Source organism: Nonomuraea dietziae, assembly GCF_014195505.1.
Classification (GTDB): Bacteria; Actinomycetota; Actinomycetes; order Streptosporangiales; family Streptosporangiaceae; genus Nonomuraea; species Nonomuraea roseola.
This window is the reverse complement of the sequence record NZ_JACIBV010000001.1, coordinates 6,574,002-6,591,470: the sequence shown is the minus strand read 5'-3', so window position 1 is coordinate 6,591,470 and position 17,469 is coordinate 6,574,002. Positions and strand designations below refer to the sequence as shown.

Here is a 17,469-nt window from a genome sequence, read left to right as displayed (position 1 = left end):
CTCGGTGCCACCGCTGCCCTCCGCGCATTCCCGAACCTTGGTCAATGAGAATACTAGGGCGGTAAATGTAACAGCAAAGTCCGATTTACAACATCGGCTGAGTTTTCCGCCCGCTACGGGTTCTCTCCGCTTTCGCCACCACCCACAGTCCGCCGAGCAGCAGCACGAGGCCGCCTCCCACGACGGGAAGCCCATTGGCGCCGGACGTGAGGTCCCACCGGTCTTCGGCTTGGGCTTTCACCGGGGGGCTCGAGATCACACGAGGCAATGGTACGGCGATGGCAGACGAACTGGGGCTGGGCTGCTGAGGCGGCGCCACCTGCGGCAATCGCAATTGAGGATCGTTCCACAATCCTCCGTTCGCACCAGAATCAGCGGTGGTGCTCTTGGGTGCGGCCGACGCGGCGCCGAGCTGGGGCGCACCGGAATCAGCGAGCTGCGACGAGGCACTGGCCTGACTGGCTCCCACCTCCCCCAACCGCGCCTTCGCCTCATCACCAGACAAGCCCTGGCCTGTGGTCTTGGACCCGGTCGCGGTGCTCTTGGGCCCTGTCGCGGATCCGGTCGCGGCGGCCTGGGACCCCGTCGCGGCGGCCTTGGACCCTGTGGTGCCTTTGGACCCGGTGGCGGCCTTGGATCCGGTCGCGGTTTTGGGTCCGGTGGTGGCTTTGGATCCAGTCGCGGTTTTGGATCTGGTCGCGGCTTTGGGTCCGGTCGCGGTCGCCTTGGGTCCGATGGAGGTGGCCTTGGACCCGGTGGCGGCGGCTTTGGAGCCGGTTGCGGTGGCACGGGGTCCGGTGGCGGCGCTCTCCAGGCCCGTGACGGTGCCCCTGGGGCCGGTGGCAGTGGTCTGGGGGCCGGTGGTGGTCGCCGCGGGTCCCGTGGCGGTGGTGGCGCCTTCCAGGCCCGTGGCGGCGGCTTCGGGCCCGGCGGCAGTGGATCGTGGTTCGGTGGCAGTGGCCGCAGGTCCAGCGGCGGCGCCCTGAAGGCCCGTGGCGACGGTCCCCGGTCGGGTGGCCGTGCCGTCATGCCTTGTGGTGACGGCCCCAGGTCCAGGGGCGGCGGCGGAACGTGGCCCGCCCTCGGCGTCCCGCACGCTCGCGCCCTGGGTGACCAAGCCATGGACGACGTTCGGGGCCACGCCGGGGATGAGGGAGTGCAGAAGCGAATTCCCGCCTCCCGTCAGCACACCCGGACGCGGGTTCCCGCCCTGGACGAGCGTGTGCGACTGCGCATGCGCGCCGGTGGCGAGCAGATCCGGACGAGGGTCCCCGCCGGTTGCGGGCGCACCTGGACCCACATGCCCGCTCGTGACAGGCCCACCCGGCACCACATGCCCGCTCGCGGCAGGTGAACCTGGACCCACTTGCCCGGTCGCAGCGGGCGAACCCGGGCCGTGCCCGGTCGTGGCGGGCGCACCCGGCGCCACAAGCCCGGTCGTCACAGGCGAACCAGGCCCCGTATGCCCGGTCGTGGCGGGCGAACCCGGACCCACAAGCCCGCTCGTGGTGGGCGAACCAGGACCGTGCCCGGTCGTGGCGGGCGCGCCCGGAAGTGGGTTGTGGCCAGTGGCGAGCGAGTCGGCGACGGTGATGGGTGAGCCGGGATGAGTCACGTGCGAGTCGCTGCCCACAGTGCTCCAAGCCCCGTCCACGGCTGGCGGTCCCTCTCCGGGCGCGCTTGGCAGCAGTCCAGGAGGCGAGCCCAGCAGCGAGCCAGCGACCGAACCGCCCTGCGGCGTCAGCATCGAGAACACGTGCATCTCGAAGTAGGAGACGGGCGACCCGGCAGGCGGCTCATCCACGCGAACGCCCTCGGTCGAGGGGCCGCCGGCAACGGGGGCCTCGACCGTCTCGAGCCAGGCCTCGCCCACCTCGCCGTCCGAAGGCTGGAAGTCCTGCGCCGCGCCGACCACCTTCGCGCTCGGCGCGGCCACCGCGAGCTCCCCGTCAGGGCCCTTCGTCATGATCTCTTCGTCCGTGGCCGTGTCGTCGGCCGCCGTGAGGTCGTCGAGCGAGCTCGCCATACGGGCGCCGGTCGGGGCCGGTGGGACGGGCGGGGCGATGCCCGCTCCGCCGTACCCTCCGATGTCTGTCATCGGGTCGGACGTCCGTGGGCGCGCCTGAATGGCGACCCGCGCCCTGGTGGTCTTGCTGAGCGTCTCGGTGCCCGCGCCCGCCTCCTCGCGTACCTGGGCGACGGCGGCCAGCACGACCTCCTGCGCCCCGCTCGGCACGACGAGCCTGACGTCGACCGTGCGCTCCCCCGCGACGTCCCCGAGGGCACAGACCGCCGCCCCCCTGCCCTGCGGAGCCTGCACGAGTTGGGGGGCTTGCGAAGCGTGCAGAGCCTGCGGAGCGCCCGGACTTTGCGGAACATCCGGGCGCTGCGGACCCTGAAGACCCTGCGGAACCTGCGGGACATGCGAAGCCTGCGGGACGTGCGAAGCCTGCGGAACGCCCGGACCCTGCGGAACATCCGGGCGCTGCGGAACATCCGGGCGCTGCGGACCCTCAAGACCCTGCGGAACATGCGAAGCCTGCGGAGCGCCCGGAGCCTGCGGGCCCTGGGAAGTAGGCGGAGCCTGCGGAGGTGGGGAGACGGACGAGCCCTGCGGAGCGTGCGAAGGCTGCGGGGACGGCGCGGCGGCGGGCTGGGGGGCGCACTCGACCGTGGCCAGCGCCTTGGACGGCTTGGCCGCCACCGCGAGCAAGGCGTCGCGGGCCTGCCCCTCGACAGCGATCCTGAAGCGCAGCACGTCGCCCGTGCGCAGCCAGTGGCCCAGGTCAGGGTCGCCGAGGCGCTCCACGCGGAGCCCCACCTTCGGCGCCTTCCTCGGACCCTCAGGCGGCGAGAACCCGCTCGCCCCTCCGACGATGTCCCCGACATTCCCGGCGATGTCCCCGAGACGCCCGGCGGAAGGGGCGTCGAAACCCGCGGCCGCCGAGGTCGACGCGGTCGCCAGGATCAGCGCCCCCGACCCCACTGCCGACATGATTCGGGCGCGATGCCACCAACTCACTGCGCTTCCCCGATTCCCCTATACAGGCGCGAACCTACAACACGCCCAGTAAGGGTTATGTCACTCTCCGCAACGACTTAACCCTCGCGAAGCATAAACTCCACGGCGCGCACCACCGGCAGGTCCGCCGCCAGCCAGGGCACGTCGTAGAGCTCGTCGAGCGCGAGCCAGCGCAGCTCCAGGTGCTCCTTGGCCTCAGGTACGCCCGACACCAGCGAGGCGAGCCACACCCGCATGACGTAGTCGTCGCCGAGCGGCCACTCCCCGCCCACCCGCTCGCCGATCTCGACGAGCACGCCGAGCTCCTCCTGGCACTCCCTGACCAGCGCCGCCTCGTCGCTCTCGCCCTCGTCGACCTTGCCGCCGGGGAACTCCCACCCGCCCGCCAGCTCCGGCGGCTCCGCCCGCTGGGCGGCCAGCAGCCTTCCGTCGGCGACGATCGCCGCCCCCACCACCACAATCGCCATCGCGTCTCCTCGCCCCTCGAAGCCCTCAACCTTAGAGTGCGGAGTCGAGTTTCTTGAGCTGCTCCATGACGTCGGCATTCTGCAGCGGCCTGGTGAACCCCACGATGGCGTCACGCCCTCGGTAGCTGGTCACCTTGATCGGCCCGCACAGCCGGCACCTGGCCTCGATCATCTTGCCCTTGGAGACGACCATCCCGACATGTCCGGGGCTGTCGGGCCTCGTGCCGGGCCCGGCGTTGAAGAACACCAGGTCGCCCGGCTGCTCCTCGCCGTCGGGGACCTTCACCCCGAACGGCCACTGCCCGAACGTGGTGCGCGGGATCGACAGCCCCACGCTCCGGTAGGCCATGTAGATGATCCCGGAGCAGTCGAAGGCGTCGGGTCCCGTGCCGCCCCACAGGTACGGCTTGCCGCGCTGGTCCAGGGCGTAGGCGAGGATCCTCGCCACCACGTCGCTGGGCGCCGCCTCCACGAGCGGTTCGTCACAGGTGGCGTCGGCCTGGGGCGGCACCTTGACGGTCCCGTCCTTGGCGTACTTGCGGGCGATCTCCTCGACCTGGTCGACGTACCACCAGGCCCGGTTGTACACGAACAGCGACCGCCTGACGTTCTCGGGCGCGCCGTTGCGCTTGAGCATGCGGGCCGCGCCGAGGATGGCGTCGGCGGGGTTGTAGATGTCGCCCCATCCGTCGCCGTCACCGTCGGAGGCGTACCCGTTGAACTCCGACGGGATCTTGATCCGCTTGGCCCCGCCCCAGGTGCTGACCAGGAACTGCATGGGTCCTGCGGCACCCGCGTAGTTGGTGCCGCTCTGGACGCCGGGCAGCGTGGAGCGTCCGTGGTCGGTCTCGCGCTTGCCCACGGCGGCCAGGACGGTCCACTGGACACCGATCTGCTTGCCGAACTTCCGGTAGAGCTCCAGGTAGTCGGGAGGGATGTCGGAGGTCGCGCCGTCGGAGGCGGCCTCGTTCTCCTGCGTGACCTCCTCGCAGTCGGGCAAACCGCCGCCGCTGATGAAGGAGGGGAAGGAGGTCATCAACATCGGGGACATGATCAGCGTCACCAGCACCAGCCCTGCGAGGCCGATCACCCCGACGATCTTCGTGCGGGGGGAGAGGTTCACCCGGAGCTGTCTCCATCCTGGCCCTCGTCGGCGGGCTGCAGGTCGAAGACCCGCCAGTCGGAACCCATCTGCTGCATCGTGACCGCGTACTCCTCGTCCCGCCTGGTCGGCCCGCTCTTGGCGGAGACCTCCCTGGTGCCGATGACGACGAAGACGATCGAGGTCTTGTCGACCTGCCTGATCTCCTTGACCTTCGCGGTCGCCTGCGAGACCACCTCGTCGGCCCTGTTCGCCTCGACGGTGACGGGCGAGCTGATCGTGCGGGTCAGCACGGTGGCCAGGCCGGCCGTGGTGAACACCTTCAATCTGTCGGCGTAGGCGGCGGGGTCCTCGTCGTAGCGGAAGGTGCCGTAGGCGGCGGTGAAGCGCACGGCCAGGTCGGCCGCCGCCGCCAGCTCCTGCTTGGTCATCGGCAGGAAGGAGTAGATGTCGAAGGGCGCGTTGCTGGCGGTGGCCAGCGGCGTGGCCACCGCCGGCGCCGCGGAGGACCCCGATCCCGTACGGCCCGCCGACGTCTCCTGCTCGACGGCGGGCGGGGAGGTCTCCGCGTCGGGCCACATCGTCACGAAGATGCCCACCGCCGCCAGCACCAGGACGAGCGCGGCGAAGGCGAGACCTCTCTTGTCAGCGGGCTGTGCCATCGTCAGTCCTTGTCAGGGCCGTTGGGCCTGAGCCAGAACGGCACGGGAGGCTCCTCACTCCTGCCCTCGCTCTTGCGGCTGGGCAGCCACAGCGGCGGCGGCTCCGAGGAGCGAGCCTGGGGCACGTCGGCAGGGCGTCCGCCGCCGGAGGATCCGCCCGAGGAACCACGTGAGGGGGACGAGCCGCGAGAGGACGAGCCTGAAGAGGAGCCCGACCCGCCGCCGAACAGCCCGCCCGACGACCGGGACCCGCGACCCGAGCGCGTCGATCCGCCGGACGAGCCGCCCGAGCGGGTGGATCCGCCGGAGGAGCCGCCCGAGCCGCTTCTCGAGGCCCAGCCGCCACCGGACCTGCCGCCGAACCAGCCGGAGCCGCGTGAGCCGCCGGAGACGGCGCCGCCCGCCCCGCCGGAGCCTCCGGAACCGCCGGGCACCGCCGAGCCTCCCGAGCCGCCGGAGCGGACGGGACCGCCCCCTGCCGACCCGCCCGCGCCCGCACCGGCACGCGGCGGCCTCGCCGTACGGCCGGTGCTGAGGTTGAGCGGCGGGGCCGCGCCCGCGCGTTGGGCGGGCGCCGGCCTGGCGCCGCCCTTGCCGTCGGGGTCGGTGGCCAGTGGCGCGGGCACACGGGTGCCTGCGGCGCCACCGGCGGCGGCCCCCTCCTCGCCCCTCACTCTGCCCTGAGCGACCGCGGCGCCCACGGCGGCGGAGGCGCCCGCGGTGCTGCCCGCGGCGGCCGCCTGCAGAACCGGCTCGGCCTTGCGCAGGCCCCAGCGGCCCGCCTTGGTCACGGCGACGGGCGGCAGCGTGTTGGCCGCCCGCTCCAGGATCGGCGAGGACGCCGCCTCGCCGAGCATCCTGGTGGTGAGCGTGTGGCCGCTCATCGAGGCGAACAGGTGCTGGAACGGTCGCCGGTAGAAGAAGACCGCGATCGTCAGCAGCGCCATGAACAGGATCTGCATGCCCCATGGCAGCGCGGTGGAGATGATCAGGGCGTAGCCGTACACGAGCACGCCCAGCACCAGCGCCAGGACGGCCTGCCTGAGCAGGGTGCCCACCAGCATCTCCACCCAGCGCATCGCGATGATCCGCCCGCTGCCCGGATGGACGCCGATGAGCAGGAACACCGGCCCCATGATGAGCAACAGCAGGAAACCCACCTTCAGCACCAGCAGCGAGACCGCCACCAGGAAGATGAGCAGCCCCGCGATGAGCGCGGCCAGCAGCGCGCCGATGGCGATGCCGAGCCTGCCGCTCCAGTCCTTGCCCTGGAACAGGAAGTAGATGGAGGTGGTGCGCAGCGGGGTCGCGATCTCCTCGTAGGCGGCCTGGTGCGCGTTGCTGTTGGGTGTCTGGCCCGTCTGTTCCTGTTTGTCGATCGCCTGGATGTCGAGCAGCTTGGCGCCGAAGTCGCGGATCACCGGCGCGTTGGGGTCGGAGGTGCCGAACTGCCCGACCAGCCACGGCTTGCAGACCAGAGTGGACCACAGCGCGTCGGCGTTCTGGTCGACGCCAGGGGTGCCCGTCCTGCCGTAACCGCCCTCCATGACCTTCTCGTCCGCCGAGCCCTTGGTGGGCAGGCAGGAGGTGCCGCCCGCGCCGGGCAGACCGGAGAAGGCCTGGTTGACGACCTCGGTGGTCTTGTCCGTGACGATCTTGCCGAGCCCGGTGAAGTCCCCGGGACGGCTGAAGAACCAGACCGCGACGGTGACCGCGAGGACCATCCACACGACGGCCTCGGTGGTGACCGACGCCCTGCGCCTGAACAGGCCGTACCAGGCCAGCCAGATGGCGGCCAGGATGATGATCGGCTGCAGGAACGGCCAGTACATGGCGTCGGCGAGGTTCTCGACGATGTCGTCGACGACGTCCTTGATGGACTGCAGCGGCCCCTCTGTCGCCGCCGCCTGGTACGTCGTGATCGTCAACCGGTCGACGGCCTTCGCCCAGTCGAAGATCATGTTGGCCCAGGAGTTGCCGAGCACGGCGGCCACGTCGCTGCACCCGAGCCCGTCGGTGTGCCAGAACTGGCCGCTCATGCCGTACCTGGCGTAGTTGGTGGTCGCCTGCGGTGCCGCCGCCCCTTCGGGGGGCGGCGGTTGCAGCAGGCCGTCGACACCGCTGCCGACGAGCTGCGGGGCGAGGTCAGGTGAAAGGTCACAGAACGGAGCGGCGGCGGCCGCCGTGCCCGAGGGCAGGGCGAGCGGGAGCGCCAGTGCGCCGATGAGCAGCACCAGCGCCAGCGTCAGCCGCCGGCGTAGTCGGCCCTTCATGAACGTACCTCCTGCGCTCCTGTCACTCCCCCGCGAATATGATCATGCACGTTCTCCCCGGGTTTGTCGTGCGTCGGGTTCGTGTCGAGCCACCGCAGCAGCTCGTCGGAGATCAGGTCTACGCCTATGCGGCCCGCTCTGCCATCGAGATCGCGGAAAATGCATTCGCCGTTGCCCAGAGATCGCAGAACCGCCTTGTGCTCCTCCGAGGCCTCCACGCCGAGCAAAGCCATGACGTGGTCGACCTCCACCCGTTCGGTGGAGCGGAAGGCGAAGACCGAGGAGAGACAGTTGGTCACCTGCTCGTTGAGGAGGTCTCCTGCGTTCTGCGAGACCAGGACGAGCGCGGTGTTGCGCGAGCGGCCCATGCGGCTGACCTCGGGCACCAGCTTGGCGCCCTCGGGCGTGGAGGTGATCGCCCACGCCTCGTCGAGGAAGATCGCCTTGGGCGCCCGCCGGTCGAGGCCGTTCATCAGCCTGCGGGCGAACTGTGAGACGAGGTAGAGCAGCGCCACCGACAGCCGCTGCTCGTAGGAGTAGTCGTCGCGGCCCGTCGCCGCGTCGGGCAGGGTGAGGCCGCCGAGGGTGAAGACGGTCGTCCATCCCTCGGAGTCGATCTGCTCGCCGCCGGACGGGTCGAAGCAGAGCCTGGCCAGATGCATCTCCGACATCGAGCGCAGCACGGCCCCGAGGTTCTTCGAGGCCGCGTCGTCGGCGTGCTCGAGGAAGTCGACGACCTTGCCGAGAGAGGGATCGGGCGCGTTGGAGACCGCGGCGACCGCCTGGATCATCGCCGACTCGCGCTCCTCCGACATGCGCGGCAGCAGCAGCCGCAGCGTCTCGGTCGCCATCGTCTTCTTGGCCGCGATGTCGTCTCCGAAGGAGAACGGGTCGAGCAGCCCCGGCGAGGCCGAGCCCAGCGGGATGATCCTGGCCTTGCGCTCACGCTTCTGCAGCAACTGCACCAGCGACTCGGCGTCGCCCTTGGGGTCGATCACCGCGACCGTCACCCCCCGCAGAGCCATCTGGTAGATCATCAGCAGCGCCAGCGTGGTCTTGCCGCCGCCGGGCTCCCCTGTGATCGCGATGGCCGTCGGCCTGTTGCGCGAGGCGGCCACCAGCGGGTCGAAGTGCACGATGCTGCGGGCGCGGCCGACGGTCTCTCCGATGTACGGCCCGTGCCAGCCCGCCTCCGTCTCGATCCTGTCGCCGAGGTCGACGGTCGCGGTCGCCATGCCACCCGCGATCGTGCGCAGCGGCTGGCGCTGAGCGTAGGCGTTGACGGTCACCTTCTCACCCGGCAGCGCCTCGCAGAACAGCGAGAACTGGTCGCCCGTGGAGTTGACGATGTCGATGCCCATGTCGCGGTAGTGCTCGACGACCGCCTCGACGCGCTGGAGGCAGATCTCCTCGGTCGGGGCGCTGACGATGAGGCGGTGCCAGCCGTACACGAAGGGAAGCCGCTCCTTCGTGATGCCGTGCTCCAGCATGCGGGCCGCATCGATCTGCTCGGCCAGCGCGATCGGCGCCTCGGCGCCCGCCTCGCGGATGTGGATGTCCATGTCGCGGGCGTGCGCGAGCTTGCGCGCGACGTCCTTCGACGCCTTCACCGGCGGGATCAGCCGCATCCTGCTCGAGACCTCCACGGGGAAGGGGAGCTGGTCGGCGAAGTGCATCCACGGCTCACCGTCGGGGAAGGGCATCAGGTCGGGGAAGCGGGCGAAGGACAGGTGCGCCACGTACGAGTCACCCTGCGGCTGCACGATGCGCAGGAACGACCTGCCGTTGTGGATCTGTCCCTCGACCAGCGACTCGATCTCGCCCTGTCCCCAGCGGCGCTTCGGGCTCGCGCTGGCGGGCGGATCGCCGAGCGAGGCCGTCGCCGCGTGCCTGAACAGCCAGGCGACCTCACCCGACGTGGCGTGGCGGGCGTAGAGGGCGCTGGAGGCCAGCGCCCTGCCCAGACGTTCGGCCTGATCGGTCCACTTGGAGATCTCGCTGTCGGGCACGTGGTCGTCGTCGAGGCCGAGCGCCTTCTCGCTGCGCTGGTAGAACCCGAACAGCTGCGACAGCACGCCCGCGCCGAGCTGCCTGCCGCGGGGGCCCAGCCGTACGCCGAGGTAGACCTCCTTCGACCAGAAGTCCTTGGCCCAGACGTGCCGGTACATCTCCTCCAGGTAGTCGCGCCAGCCGGGGCCCTCGTCCGAGGTCGAGTTGAGCGCCATCGCCCATTCGGCCGCGGGATAGGTGCGGTGCGCGACCCGCAGGTGCACCTCGGCGTCCGGCATGCGGATCGCCGCCAGCGCGATCGTGATGTTGGTGGCGAGCGCCTCGCGCTCCTCAGGAGTGACGAACTCGTAGCTGACCGTCGGCAGCCTGAAGTACGCCCACGCGGAGCTCTCGGTCAGCAGGATGCGATCGTCGAAATAGCGGACCGCCAGGCGCTGGTGCGCCCGAGTCGACCTGCTCATGCCGCCCCCTCTGCGCATGAGCTTCGCCGGCCGGCGAGAAGCGTGCTCATCAGACCGCCATACCTCCGTCATGCCCGTTGCCCGCTGCGATGGCGGTCCGCTTTGCGCGCTTCTCACTGGGTGCCCGGGGGGTCACTGGGCCACTTCCTCCTCGCTGGGACGGGTGCTCTGTGCTGATGCGAATCCCGCGACCACGACTCCGGCCATGGCGAGGTAGGCCCGCCGTCCCGCCGGTCGCAGCCGTCCTGGCTCCACGGGCTCGGTGCCGCCCTGCGCCAGGTCGTCCTCCCACGGCACCCTGACGATGGCCCTGCACCTGCCCCTGGCCACCGCCTCGGCCTGCTCGACGTCGTTCATGCTGCGCCTGCTCACCCCGTTGACCACCATGACCGCCCGCCTGCGCAGGTCCGCGCAGCCGTGCCCGTCGAGCCACTCGTACGTCATCGCCACCGCCTCTGCCGCGTCCTCACTCGCCGGCACCACCAGCACCAACTGGTCGGCGTACGGCAGGACCCGCGCGGCCAGAGCAGGGGCGGGATCGATGACGGCCAGCTTGTAGTGATGGTCGAGCAGCCGCATCGCCTGCCCGAGCCGGTGGTCGGAGTAGAGCGTGCGGTCGGCCAGACGCTGCTCGGCGCCGATGTCGGTGTCGGCCGCGACGACCTCGAGCCCGCTGCCCGTGCGGGTGGTGAAGGCCCGCATGCTCAGGTAGCCGCTGATCTGGTCGAGCCCCGACAGCAGGCTCGTCAGCGTCTCGGGCGAGTCGACCTTGATGCGGCTGGTCAGTGTGGTGCCGCCGGTGCTCGCGTCGACCGCGAGCACCCGGTCGTCACGGTAGTGGGCGAAGGTGTGGCCGAGCATCAGCGCGGTGGTGCTCTGTCCCGCGCCGCCCGTGCACCCGAGCACCACGACCCGTCTGCTGCCGCCGAAGACCGCGCGCGTGCGCGCCTCGTCGATCTCAGACCCGTCCGTACGGCTGCCGCCACCGCCGACGACCACCTGGGCGAGCCTGCGCCAGCCGCCTGAGGAGTCGCGTCCGACCACGGACTCGACCCTGCGCACCCTGGCCTCGTTGCGGGGTCCGGGGACGGCCGCGCCGGGGTTGGCAGGAGTGGTCGGGGCGCCCGCGGTGGGGACGGCCCTGATGGAGAGCGGAGGCGGCTGCCCCTTGGGCAGCTCCGCCGCGGTCCTGGATGGCGTGCCGGCGGGCGGCGCGCTCGCGGGCGGGGTGGCCTTGGACGGCGCGCTCGCGGGCGGGGTGGCCTTGGACGGCGTGCTCGTGGGCGGCGTGGGCCTGGACGGGATGGCCCTGGACGGGGTGGCCCTGGGGGGCGTGTCCGTCGGCGGCGCGCTCCTGAGCGGGGCGCCCCGAGGGGGTGTCATGGGGGGCGGCTTGGGCGTCGAGGCGATGGGCCTCGGCGTGGCCGGGGACGCCGGTTGGGCGGGGCCGTCCTGACTCTCGGCGGGCGTCGGCAGGCCCTGGGCGATCGAGGGCAGGACGCGCGGCTTCGAGACGGGCGTGACGGGCTTGGAGACGGGCGTGACGGGCTTGGAGACGGGCGTGACGGGCTTGGAGGACGAGGCCGGCTTGGCGGAAGGCGTGGGCGGCTTGGCGGAAGGCGTGGGCGGCCACACCCGCGGCGAGGCGGGCAGGACGACGGCGCCGGTCCTCGGCGGCTGTCCCTTGCGGTGCTGATCGCGCGCCTGGTCCTCGGCCTGGGCGACGTCCACGATGTCCCCTGCCTTGCCCGCCACCGGCTCGACCGCCTTGGACGCCCCGACCTCGAACCCGGCCGCCCGAGAACGCGCGCCCTCAGAACTCGCCGCCTCGAGACCGGCCGCCCCGGAACGGGCGTCCCCGGAACGAACCGCCTCGGGAGCGGACGCCTCCGAACGGACGTCCCCGGAACCCGCCGCCTCGAGACCGGCAGCCTCCGAACGGGCATCCCCGGAACGAACCGCCTCCGGAGCGGACGCCTCCGAACGGGCATCCCCGGAACCCGCCGCCTCGAGACCGGCCGCCCCGGAACGGGCATCCCCGGAACGAGCGTCTTCGGGCGCGGCGATCTCCCCGTCAACGGGCTGAGGTCCTGCGGCCTCGGCGCGCACGAGGTCGGGGTCGACAGCCTCGGCGCGCACGGGCCGCGAGCCGCCGGGTTCGGCGGGTACCGCCTCGGGGCCGAGGGCGCTCGGGGTGGCGAGCTCAGGCCCGACGAGCTCAGGGCCGACCGGGTCGGGGGTGACTGTGCCGGGGGTGACAGAACCGGGAGTGACGGAGCCCGGGGTGATCTCGGGGGTGTGTCTTGGCGTGACAGGTCTGCGGTCGGCGGGGAGGGCGGGGGTGGGGTCGGAGGGGGTGGGGGCGTCCGCGGTCGCGGCCAGCCTGCGCAGCCGCCGGAGCGCCTCCGTGCCGATGGGCTTGGCGGGCGAAGGGGTGGGAGCCTCTGAAGGCTCGGATCGCGACCCCCACCGGGAGGCGGTCGCGGGACGGGGCCCGTCGGCCTCGCGAGGAGCCCCTTCGGCCCTGGAAACGGCTCCGGGAAGAGCGACCTCCGAGGCGGACCCGAGACGAGCCTCGGCCACGCGGGAGGATTCACGGGCCTCCTCACGCGCCTCGACATCCTGCTCCACCCACCGGGCGGCGGTCCCTGAGCGCGCGCCCTGCCGTACCACGGGCTCGGAGACCGTGTCCTGCCGTGCCACCGGCGTGCCGCGCTGCGCCGCGGCCTCGGAGGGCGTGTCCTGTCGCGTCAGGGGCTCGGAGGCGGCGGTCTGCGGCAGCGCGGCCCCTTGAGCCGTCTCGGGGGTCAGAGCGGGCGCGAGGGCGCGGCGACGGCGGCCCGTCGCGCCACCGAGGCCCTTGCGCAGGGTGGCGGGCTCGGCGACCGGAGCGCGCCCCGCGGCGGCGGCAGCGGCGGCGACGGCGGGCCGTACCTCACGGGCCTTGTCGGCGACGGGGACGGCCTGGCGCCTGCGGGCCCCCGCGCGCGCCTTGACGCGGACGGGAGCGGGCGCGGCGCGCCACACCCTGCCGGAGAAGACGACGGTCTCGGGCTCGCCCGAGGGCGTGAGGCGACACCAGGAGCGCGGCTCGCCCATGTAGCGCAGCTGCGACTGCAGGAGTTCGGTGAGCCGCTTGCTCTCGATGACGGGGCGGGTCGACAGCCACGTCACGATGCCGGGCGGGACCAGGTAGAGCACGTGCCACGGCGCCTCGAAGGAGATGCCCACCAGCCAGAGCAACAGCGACCAAGGAGCGAGCACGCCGACGAAGACGCCGATCCAGACGATCGGGAGCGGCATGGGCAGCCGCAGGTCGTACAGCTTGTACAGCCGCTTCTCGATGCGCCAGATGTTCGTATAGGTAGGCAGGTCCACGCGGTCCTCCTCTCCGCCCTCGCTCGCAGCCGCCGCTGCCTCTCGTTCAATGACCGCCCCAGAGCGGTCTCAACCCTCCCGTTACCGACAGGGAGAGGTGCTCATTTGATGCCGAGCGCCCCCGCGATCGCCTTGGCCGTCACCTCGATGATGTTGGGAACGTAGAAGATCACGCCGATCGCCACGGCCAGAATCAGGAACTGTACGAATCTCGTGATCTCACGCGTGAAGAGGAAGAACAGCGCGACCACGGAGACGACGACGAGGAAGAGAGGGGCGAAGAAGGCGCGCAGGAAGTCGGCGAGCCCCTCGGTGTTGACGCCGGTCGGGGCGGGCGACGGCGTCGCAAGTTCGATCATGTTCAGGATGATTGTTTTCACTCTGGTCCTCCCGGGGGGTACCGATCAGCAGCGCGGTCGTGCGTCTATCCAACGGCCCGACCGGCGCCGCGGATGTCTTCGACGTACCATTTGTCGCCCTGCTTCTCGACAGTGAGGCGGTAGGCCTGCTCGAGGCGGCCGCCGACCGCGCTCGGGTCGGTGGCGCCGGGCGTGGCCGAGGGGGTCGCGCCGGTCGGCACGCCCCACACCACGACTGCCTGGATCTCTCTGGTGGCACCCCCCACAGGCACCACGACGCTCTTGAGTTCGACGAAGGTGAAGGCTCCGCCGAAGCTGGGCAGGCTCTTGCCCGCCACGAGGTAGCGCGACAGGTCGGAGCTGCCGTCGGCGTAGGCCTTGAAGAAACCCTGTAGCTGCGGGCGGAGCTCGGCCTCGGCGGCCTCGTCGCCCTCGGGCTGGGCCACCTGCGGCAGGTCGGCGGGGGCGGGCGCGGGCAGGAGCGCAGGACGCCCCGAGACCACGAACCTGCCGCCCGAGTAGTAGACCGGCACCGACAGCAGGAACCTGCGGGCGCCCGACTGGAAGGCCAGCGTGACGACCCCGTTGTTGGAGTCGACGACCTCCACGCCGAACGGCTGGAGATTGGCGGCGAACATGCGCCCGTAGCCGTCCCAGCCGAACTGCGGGTCCTCGTCCGACTGCAGGTACGGTGCCAGCTGCCTGCTGCGCGTGTCGAGCTCCTCGGACTTCATGTTGAGGTAGATGCTGGCGAACTGGGTCGCGAACGCGGAGGCGCGCTCGGAGGGAAATGCCTGCCCTGTCGCCGTGGGCACATTCGCCGCGGGTGCGCCCGACTCGGTAAATCGCTCAAATGGTGCACGAACCCCATTGACCACGATAACTACGATAAGCGCCCAGAGAATGGCGCGGCCGGTCCAGACGAGCCAGCGTCCGCCGCCGCCCGACCACCCGCCGCGCTTGGCGCCGCGTCTGGCGCCGGGGGGCGCCTGGTCGAACTCTGGGTATGCCGAAAGCTCGGGGTCGCCAGCGATCCGAGGATCGTGCTGGACGGTTGACCTACGAGCCATCACGCCTCCGCTCGCGCCGATCCCCCCGGCTGGCGCGGTGTCGCATCATCCGTGGTGAAGCAGTCACCCTATCGAGTCCCGCCAATTGTTCCAGGAAAGCCACGCCCATGCTGCAGGCATCGCCGCGCAGGGGCAAACCGAGTGTGCATGACAGGGCGAAGTGCTGACTCCTGCCCCATTCCTGTGGAATTGGCATTTGACCAGGCCAGACGGCATGGCCGCATTACCCGACGGCCAGAGATTGCTGTCCAAAGAGCATAGGCACTGTCGCGACCGGCGCATTTGGTATAAGCCGCGCCTCCCGGAGACAGCTGGCCTGGTCAGCGGGGGTGTTCAGGCCGGGCCAGGCCCGTCGACCGAGCGCAGGTGCCGCCGAGTTCGCAGATCGATCACCCTCGGCGCGTCGCCCTGGGGCTTCACCTTGTCGAGCCGGCGGCGCAGGTCGGCGAGCATGGCCTGGGCGTCGCGGTGGTGCATCCTACGCACCACCTCCTCGCGCTCCTCCATCTTCCTGCGGAGATAGGCCTCCCTGCTGACGCGGAGGCCGTACATCAGCTCCACCCTGAGCAGGGTCAGCTCCTCTTCCAGACTGATGCTCGCCAGCGAGGGCGTGGTGGGACGCCGATTCCTGAGCATGCGACGGATCATGACCTGTCCTCCCGAGTCAGCGCAATCGCCGTGACGATTCGACGCGCCAGAACCGGAAGGGGTTGACGCCCCATACTGTCCCGGTTGTACCGGACCCGTTCCGGTCATGCCGGGCTGGGGTTTTCAGCGGGGCCCACCCGGTCACACGTTGAAGCGGAACTCCACGACGTCGCCGTCGCGCATGACGTAGTCCTTGCCCTCGATGCGGGCCTTGCCCGCCGAGCGGGCGCCGGCGATGGAGCCCACCTCCACCAGGTCGTCAAAGGAGACGACCTCCGCCTTGATGAAGCCGCGCTGGAAGTCGGTGTGGATGACGCCCGCCGCCTCGGGGGCCGTCGCGCCCTTGCTGATCGTCCAGGCGCGCGTCTCCTTGGGACCCGCCGTCAGGTAGGTCTGCAGTCCGAGCGTCTCGAACCCGACCCGCGCCAGCTGCGAGAGACCCGACTCCTCCTGCCCGACGGACTGCAGCAGCTCCAGCGCCTCCTCGTCGGACAGCTCCACCAGCTCGGACTCGATCTTGGCGTCGAGGAAGACCGCCTCGGCTGGCGCCACCAGCTCCGACAGCTGCTGCCTGAGCGCGGTGTCGACGAGCTCGTCCGCGTCGAGGTTGAAGACGTAGAGGAACGGCTTGGCCGTCAGCAGGTGCAGCTCGCGCAGCTCGCCCCGGTCGAGGCCGCTCTCGAAGATGGTCTTGCCGGTCTCCAGCACCCTCAGTGCCGCCTCGGCGGCGTCGAGCGCGGCCTTCTTGTCCTTGTTGGTCCGCGCCTCCTTCTGCAGGCGAGGGATGGCCTTCTCGACCGTCTGCAGGTCGGCCATGATCAACTCGGTGTTGATCGTCTCGATGTCGCGCCTGGGCGAGATCTCACCGTCGACGTGCGTGACGTCGGGGTCGCTGAAGACCCTGATCACCTGGCAGATCGCGTCGGTGTCGCGGATGTTGGCCAGGAACTGGTTGCCCCTGCCCTGACCTTCCGAGGCGCCCTTCACCAAGCCCGCGATGTCGACGAACTCGACCTTCGCGGGCAGGATCTTGGCCGAGCCGAAGATCTTGGCCAGCACCGCCAGACGGTCGTCGGGCACGCCCACGATGCCCACGTTCGGCTCGATCGTGGCGAACGGGTAGTTGGCCGCGAGAGCGTTGGCACTCTTGGTAAGCGCGTTGAAGAGGGTGGACTTGCCGACGTTGGGCAGGCCGACGATGCCGATACTGAGGCTCACGTGGCCCGAGTTTACTTGCTCAGAAGGTGCAGGCAGGTCACGGGCCGATATGCGCCTCGTGCCGTGACGTAACGGTCGGAGCCCTCAGGGCAGTCGGCGCCCGACTTCCCGAAGGCCGTCACCCTCGCCCAGGCCAGCCTGGAGTCGCACGACACCCGCGCCACCTTCGCGCTCACGCACGCGCCCTCGACCGGCACCTGGCCCTCCGATCCCAGGCAGGCGACGCTGTCGTCCATCGCCAGCGCGTCGAGCGTTCCCGAGGGGCAGGCGTCCATGCGGGAGACGATCGCCACCGCTCTGCCGTACCAGCCCTTGGTGGAGCAGGGCACCTCGCGGCCGTCGCGGCCGAGACAGTCGCCCGCGCGCGGGACGCCGCCGCCACCGCCGGGGCGGCCCGGGTGCGGGTCGAGGAAGTACTGCAGGCAGGCGGTCCTGCCCTTGCCCACGCGGACGATCTCGTCGGTGTCGGCGGGGCAGCCGTCGAGGCCTGGCGGGTCGGCGGCCAGGGCCAGCACCTCGGCGTGGCCGCCGTTGCACGCGGTCAGGTCGAACCTCGACCCGTTCCTGCTCACGCACGCGCCCGGCGCCCAGACCAGCGTGCGCTGCGTGGGCGAGCCGGCGGTGGCGCTCTGTCCCGTGTCGCGCCCGCGGGCGGCGATGACCGCTCCCGCGGCGGCGACGACGAGCGCCGCGACGACGACCGTGGCGGCTAGCGCGACCATCATCTTCCGACCGGTGACCATACGGGTACTCTGAGTGACGTGGACGTCGCGCACAAGCGGAATGCGGCAGGCGTGTC

At 71.1% G+C, this 17,469-nt stretch carries 12 protein-coding genes; all 12 read right to left on the bottom strand.

Annotation, left to right across the window (positions count from 1 at the left end):
• Positions 1–85: 85 nt before the first annotated feature.
• Entirely contained in the window at positions 86–2,809 is a 2,724-nt protein-coding gene (locus tag FHR33_RS31555; protein ID WP_183655457.1) for a hypothetical protein, read from the bottom strand.
• A 290-nt stretch (positions 2,810–3,099) separates the two neighbouring features.
• Positions 3,100–3,489 (bottom strand): (deoxy)nucleoside triphosphate pyrophosphohydrolase, encoded by a 390-nt coding sequence (locus tag FHR33_RS31550; RefSeq protein ID WP_183655455.1) that lies wholly within the window; start codon positions 3,487–3,489, stop codon positions 3,100–3,102.
• Positions 3,490–3,520: 31 nt separating this feature from the next.
• Complete coding sequence (locus FHR33_RS31545; protein ID WP_312895801.1) at positions 3,521–4,612, bottom strand: C40 family peptidase; 1,092 nt, start codon at positions 4,610–4,612, stop codon at positions 3,521–3,523.
• A complete protein-coding gene (locus FHR33_RS31540) occupies positions 4,609–5,253 on the bottom strand; it encodes a hypothetical protein (protein ID WP_183655452.1) in 645 nt (214 codons plus the stop codon). The genes FHR33_RS31545 and FHR33_RS31540 overlap by 4 nt, the downstream gene beginning before the upstream one ends.
• Positions 5,254–5,255: 2 nt before the next feature.
• Entirely contained in the window at positions 5,256–7,526 is a 2,271-nt protein-coding gene (locus FHR33_RS31535; protein ID WP_183655449.1) for a type IV secretion system protein, read from the bottom strand.
• Entirely contained in the window at positions 7,523–9,997 is a 2,475-nt protein-coding gene (locus tag FHR33_RS31530; RefSeq protein WP_183655446.1) for an ATP-binding protein, read from the bottom strand. The genes FHR33_RS31535 and FHR33_RS31530 overlap by 4 nt, the downstream gene beginning before the upstream one ends.
• A 132-nt stretch (positions 9,998–10,129) precedes the next feature.
• A complete protein-coding gene (locus FHR33_RS31525; protein WP_183655444.1) occupies positions 10,130–13,375 on the bottom strand; it encodes a TcpE family conjugal transfer membrane protein in 3,246 nt (1,081 codons plus the stop codon).
• A gap of 101 nt (positions 13,376–13,476) precedes the next feature.
• On the bottom strand, positions 13,477–13,734 hold the full coding sequence (locus tag FHR33_RS31520) for a hypothetical protein (RefSeq protein WP_183655442.1): 258 nt from the start codon (positions 13,732–13,734) through the stop codon (positions 13,477–13,479).
• Positions 13,735–13,799: 65 nt separating this feature from the next.
• A complete protein-coding gene (locus tag FHR33_RS31515) occupies positions 13,800–14,549 on the bottom strand; it encodes a conjugal transfer protein (protein ID WP_312895800.1) in 750 nt (249 codons plus the stop codon).
• 588 nt (positions 14,550–15,137) lie between these two features.
• Complete coding sequence (locus tag FHR33_RS31510) at positions 15,138–15,440, bottom strand: hypothetical protein (protein ID WP_183655437.1); 303 nt, start codon at positions 15,438–15,440, stop codon at positions 15,138–15,140.
• Between the two features lie 153 nt (positions 15,441–15,593).
• Complete coding sequence (gene ychF / locus FHR33_RS31505) at positions 15,594–16,670, bottom strand: redox-regulated ATPase YchF (RefSeq protein WP_183655436.1); 1,077 nt, start codon at positions 16,668–16,670, stop codon at positions 15,594–15,596.
• Between the two features lie 11 nt (positions 16,671–16,681).
• Positions 16,682–17,413, bottom strand: coding sequence for a hypothetical protein (locus tag FHR33_RS31500; RefSeq protein ID WP_183655434.1), 732 nt, complete (start codon positions 17,411–17,413; stop codon positions 16,682–16,684).
• Positions 17,414–17,469 lie beyond the last annotated feature (56 nt).

Excerpts from the sequence above, each read along its gene's own strand:
- FHR33_RS31550 (WP_183655455.1), bottom strand. The coding sequence starts at position 3,489 with ATGGCGATTGTGGTGGTGGGGGCGGCGATCGTCGCCGACGGAAGGCTG.
- FHR33_RS31540 (WP_183655452.1), bottom strand. The coding sequence starts at position 5,253 with ATGGCACAGCCCGCTGACAAGAGAGGTCTCGCCTTCGCCGCGCTCGTC.
- FHR33_RS31535 (WP_183655449.1), bottom strand. The coding sequence starts at position 7,526 with ATGAAGGGCCGACTACGCCGGCGGCTGACGCTGGCGCTGGTGCTGCTC.
- FHR33_RS31530 (WP_183655446.1), bottom strand. The coding sequence starts at position 9,997 with ATGAGCAGGTCGACTCGGGCGCACCAGCGCCTGGCGGTCCGCTATTTC.
- FHR33_RS31520 (WP_183655442.1), bottom strand. The coding sequence starts at position 13,734 with ATGATCGAACTTGCGACGCCGTCGCCCGCCCCGACCGGCGTCAACACC.
- FHR33_RS31510 (WP_183655437.1), bottom strand. The coding sequence starts at position 15,440 with ATGCTCAGGAATCGGCGTCCCACCACGCCCTCGCTGGCGAGCATCAGT.
- FHR33_RS31500 (WP_183655434.1), bottom strand. The coding sequence starts at position 17,413 with ATGGTCACCGGTCGGAAGATGATGGTCGCGCTAGCCGCCACGGTCGTC.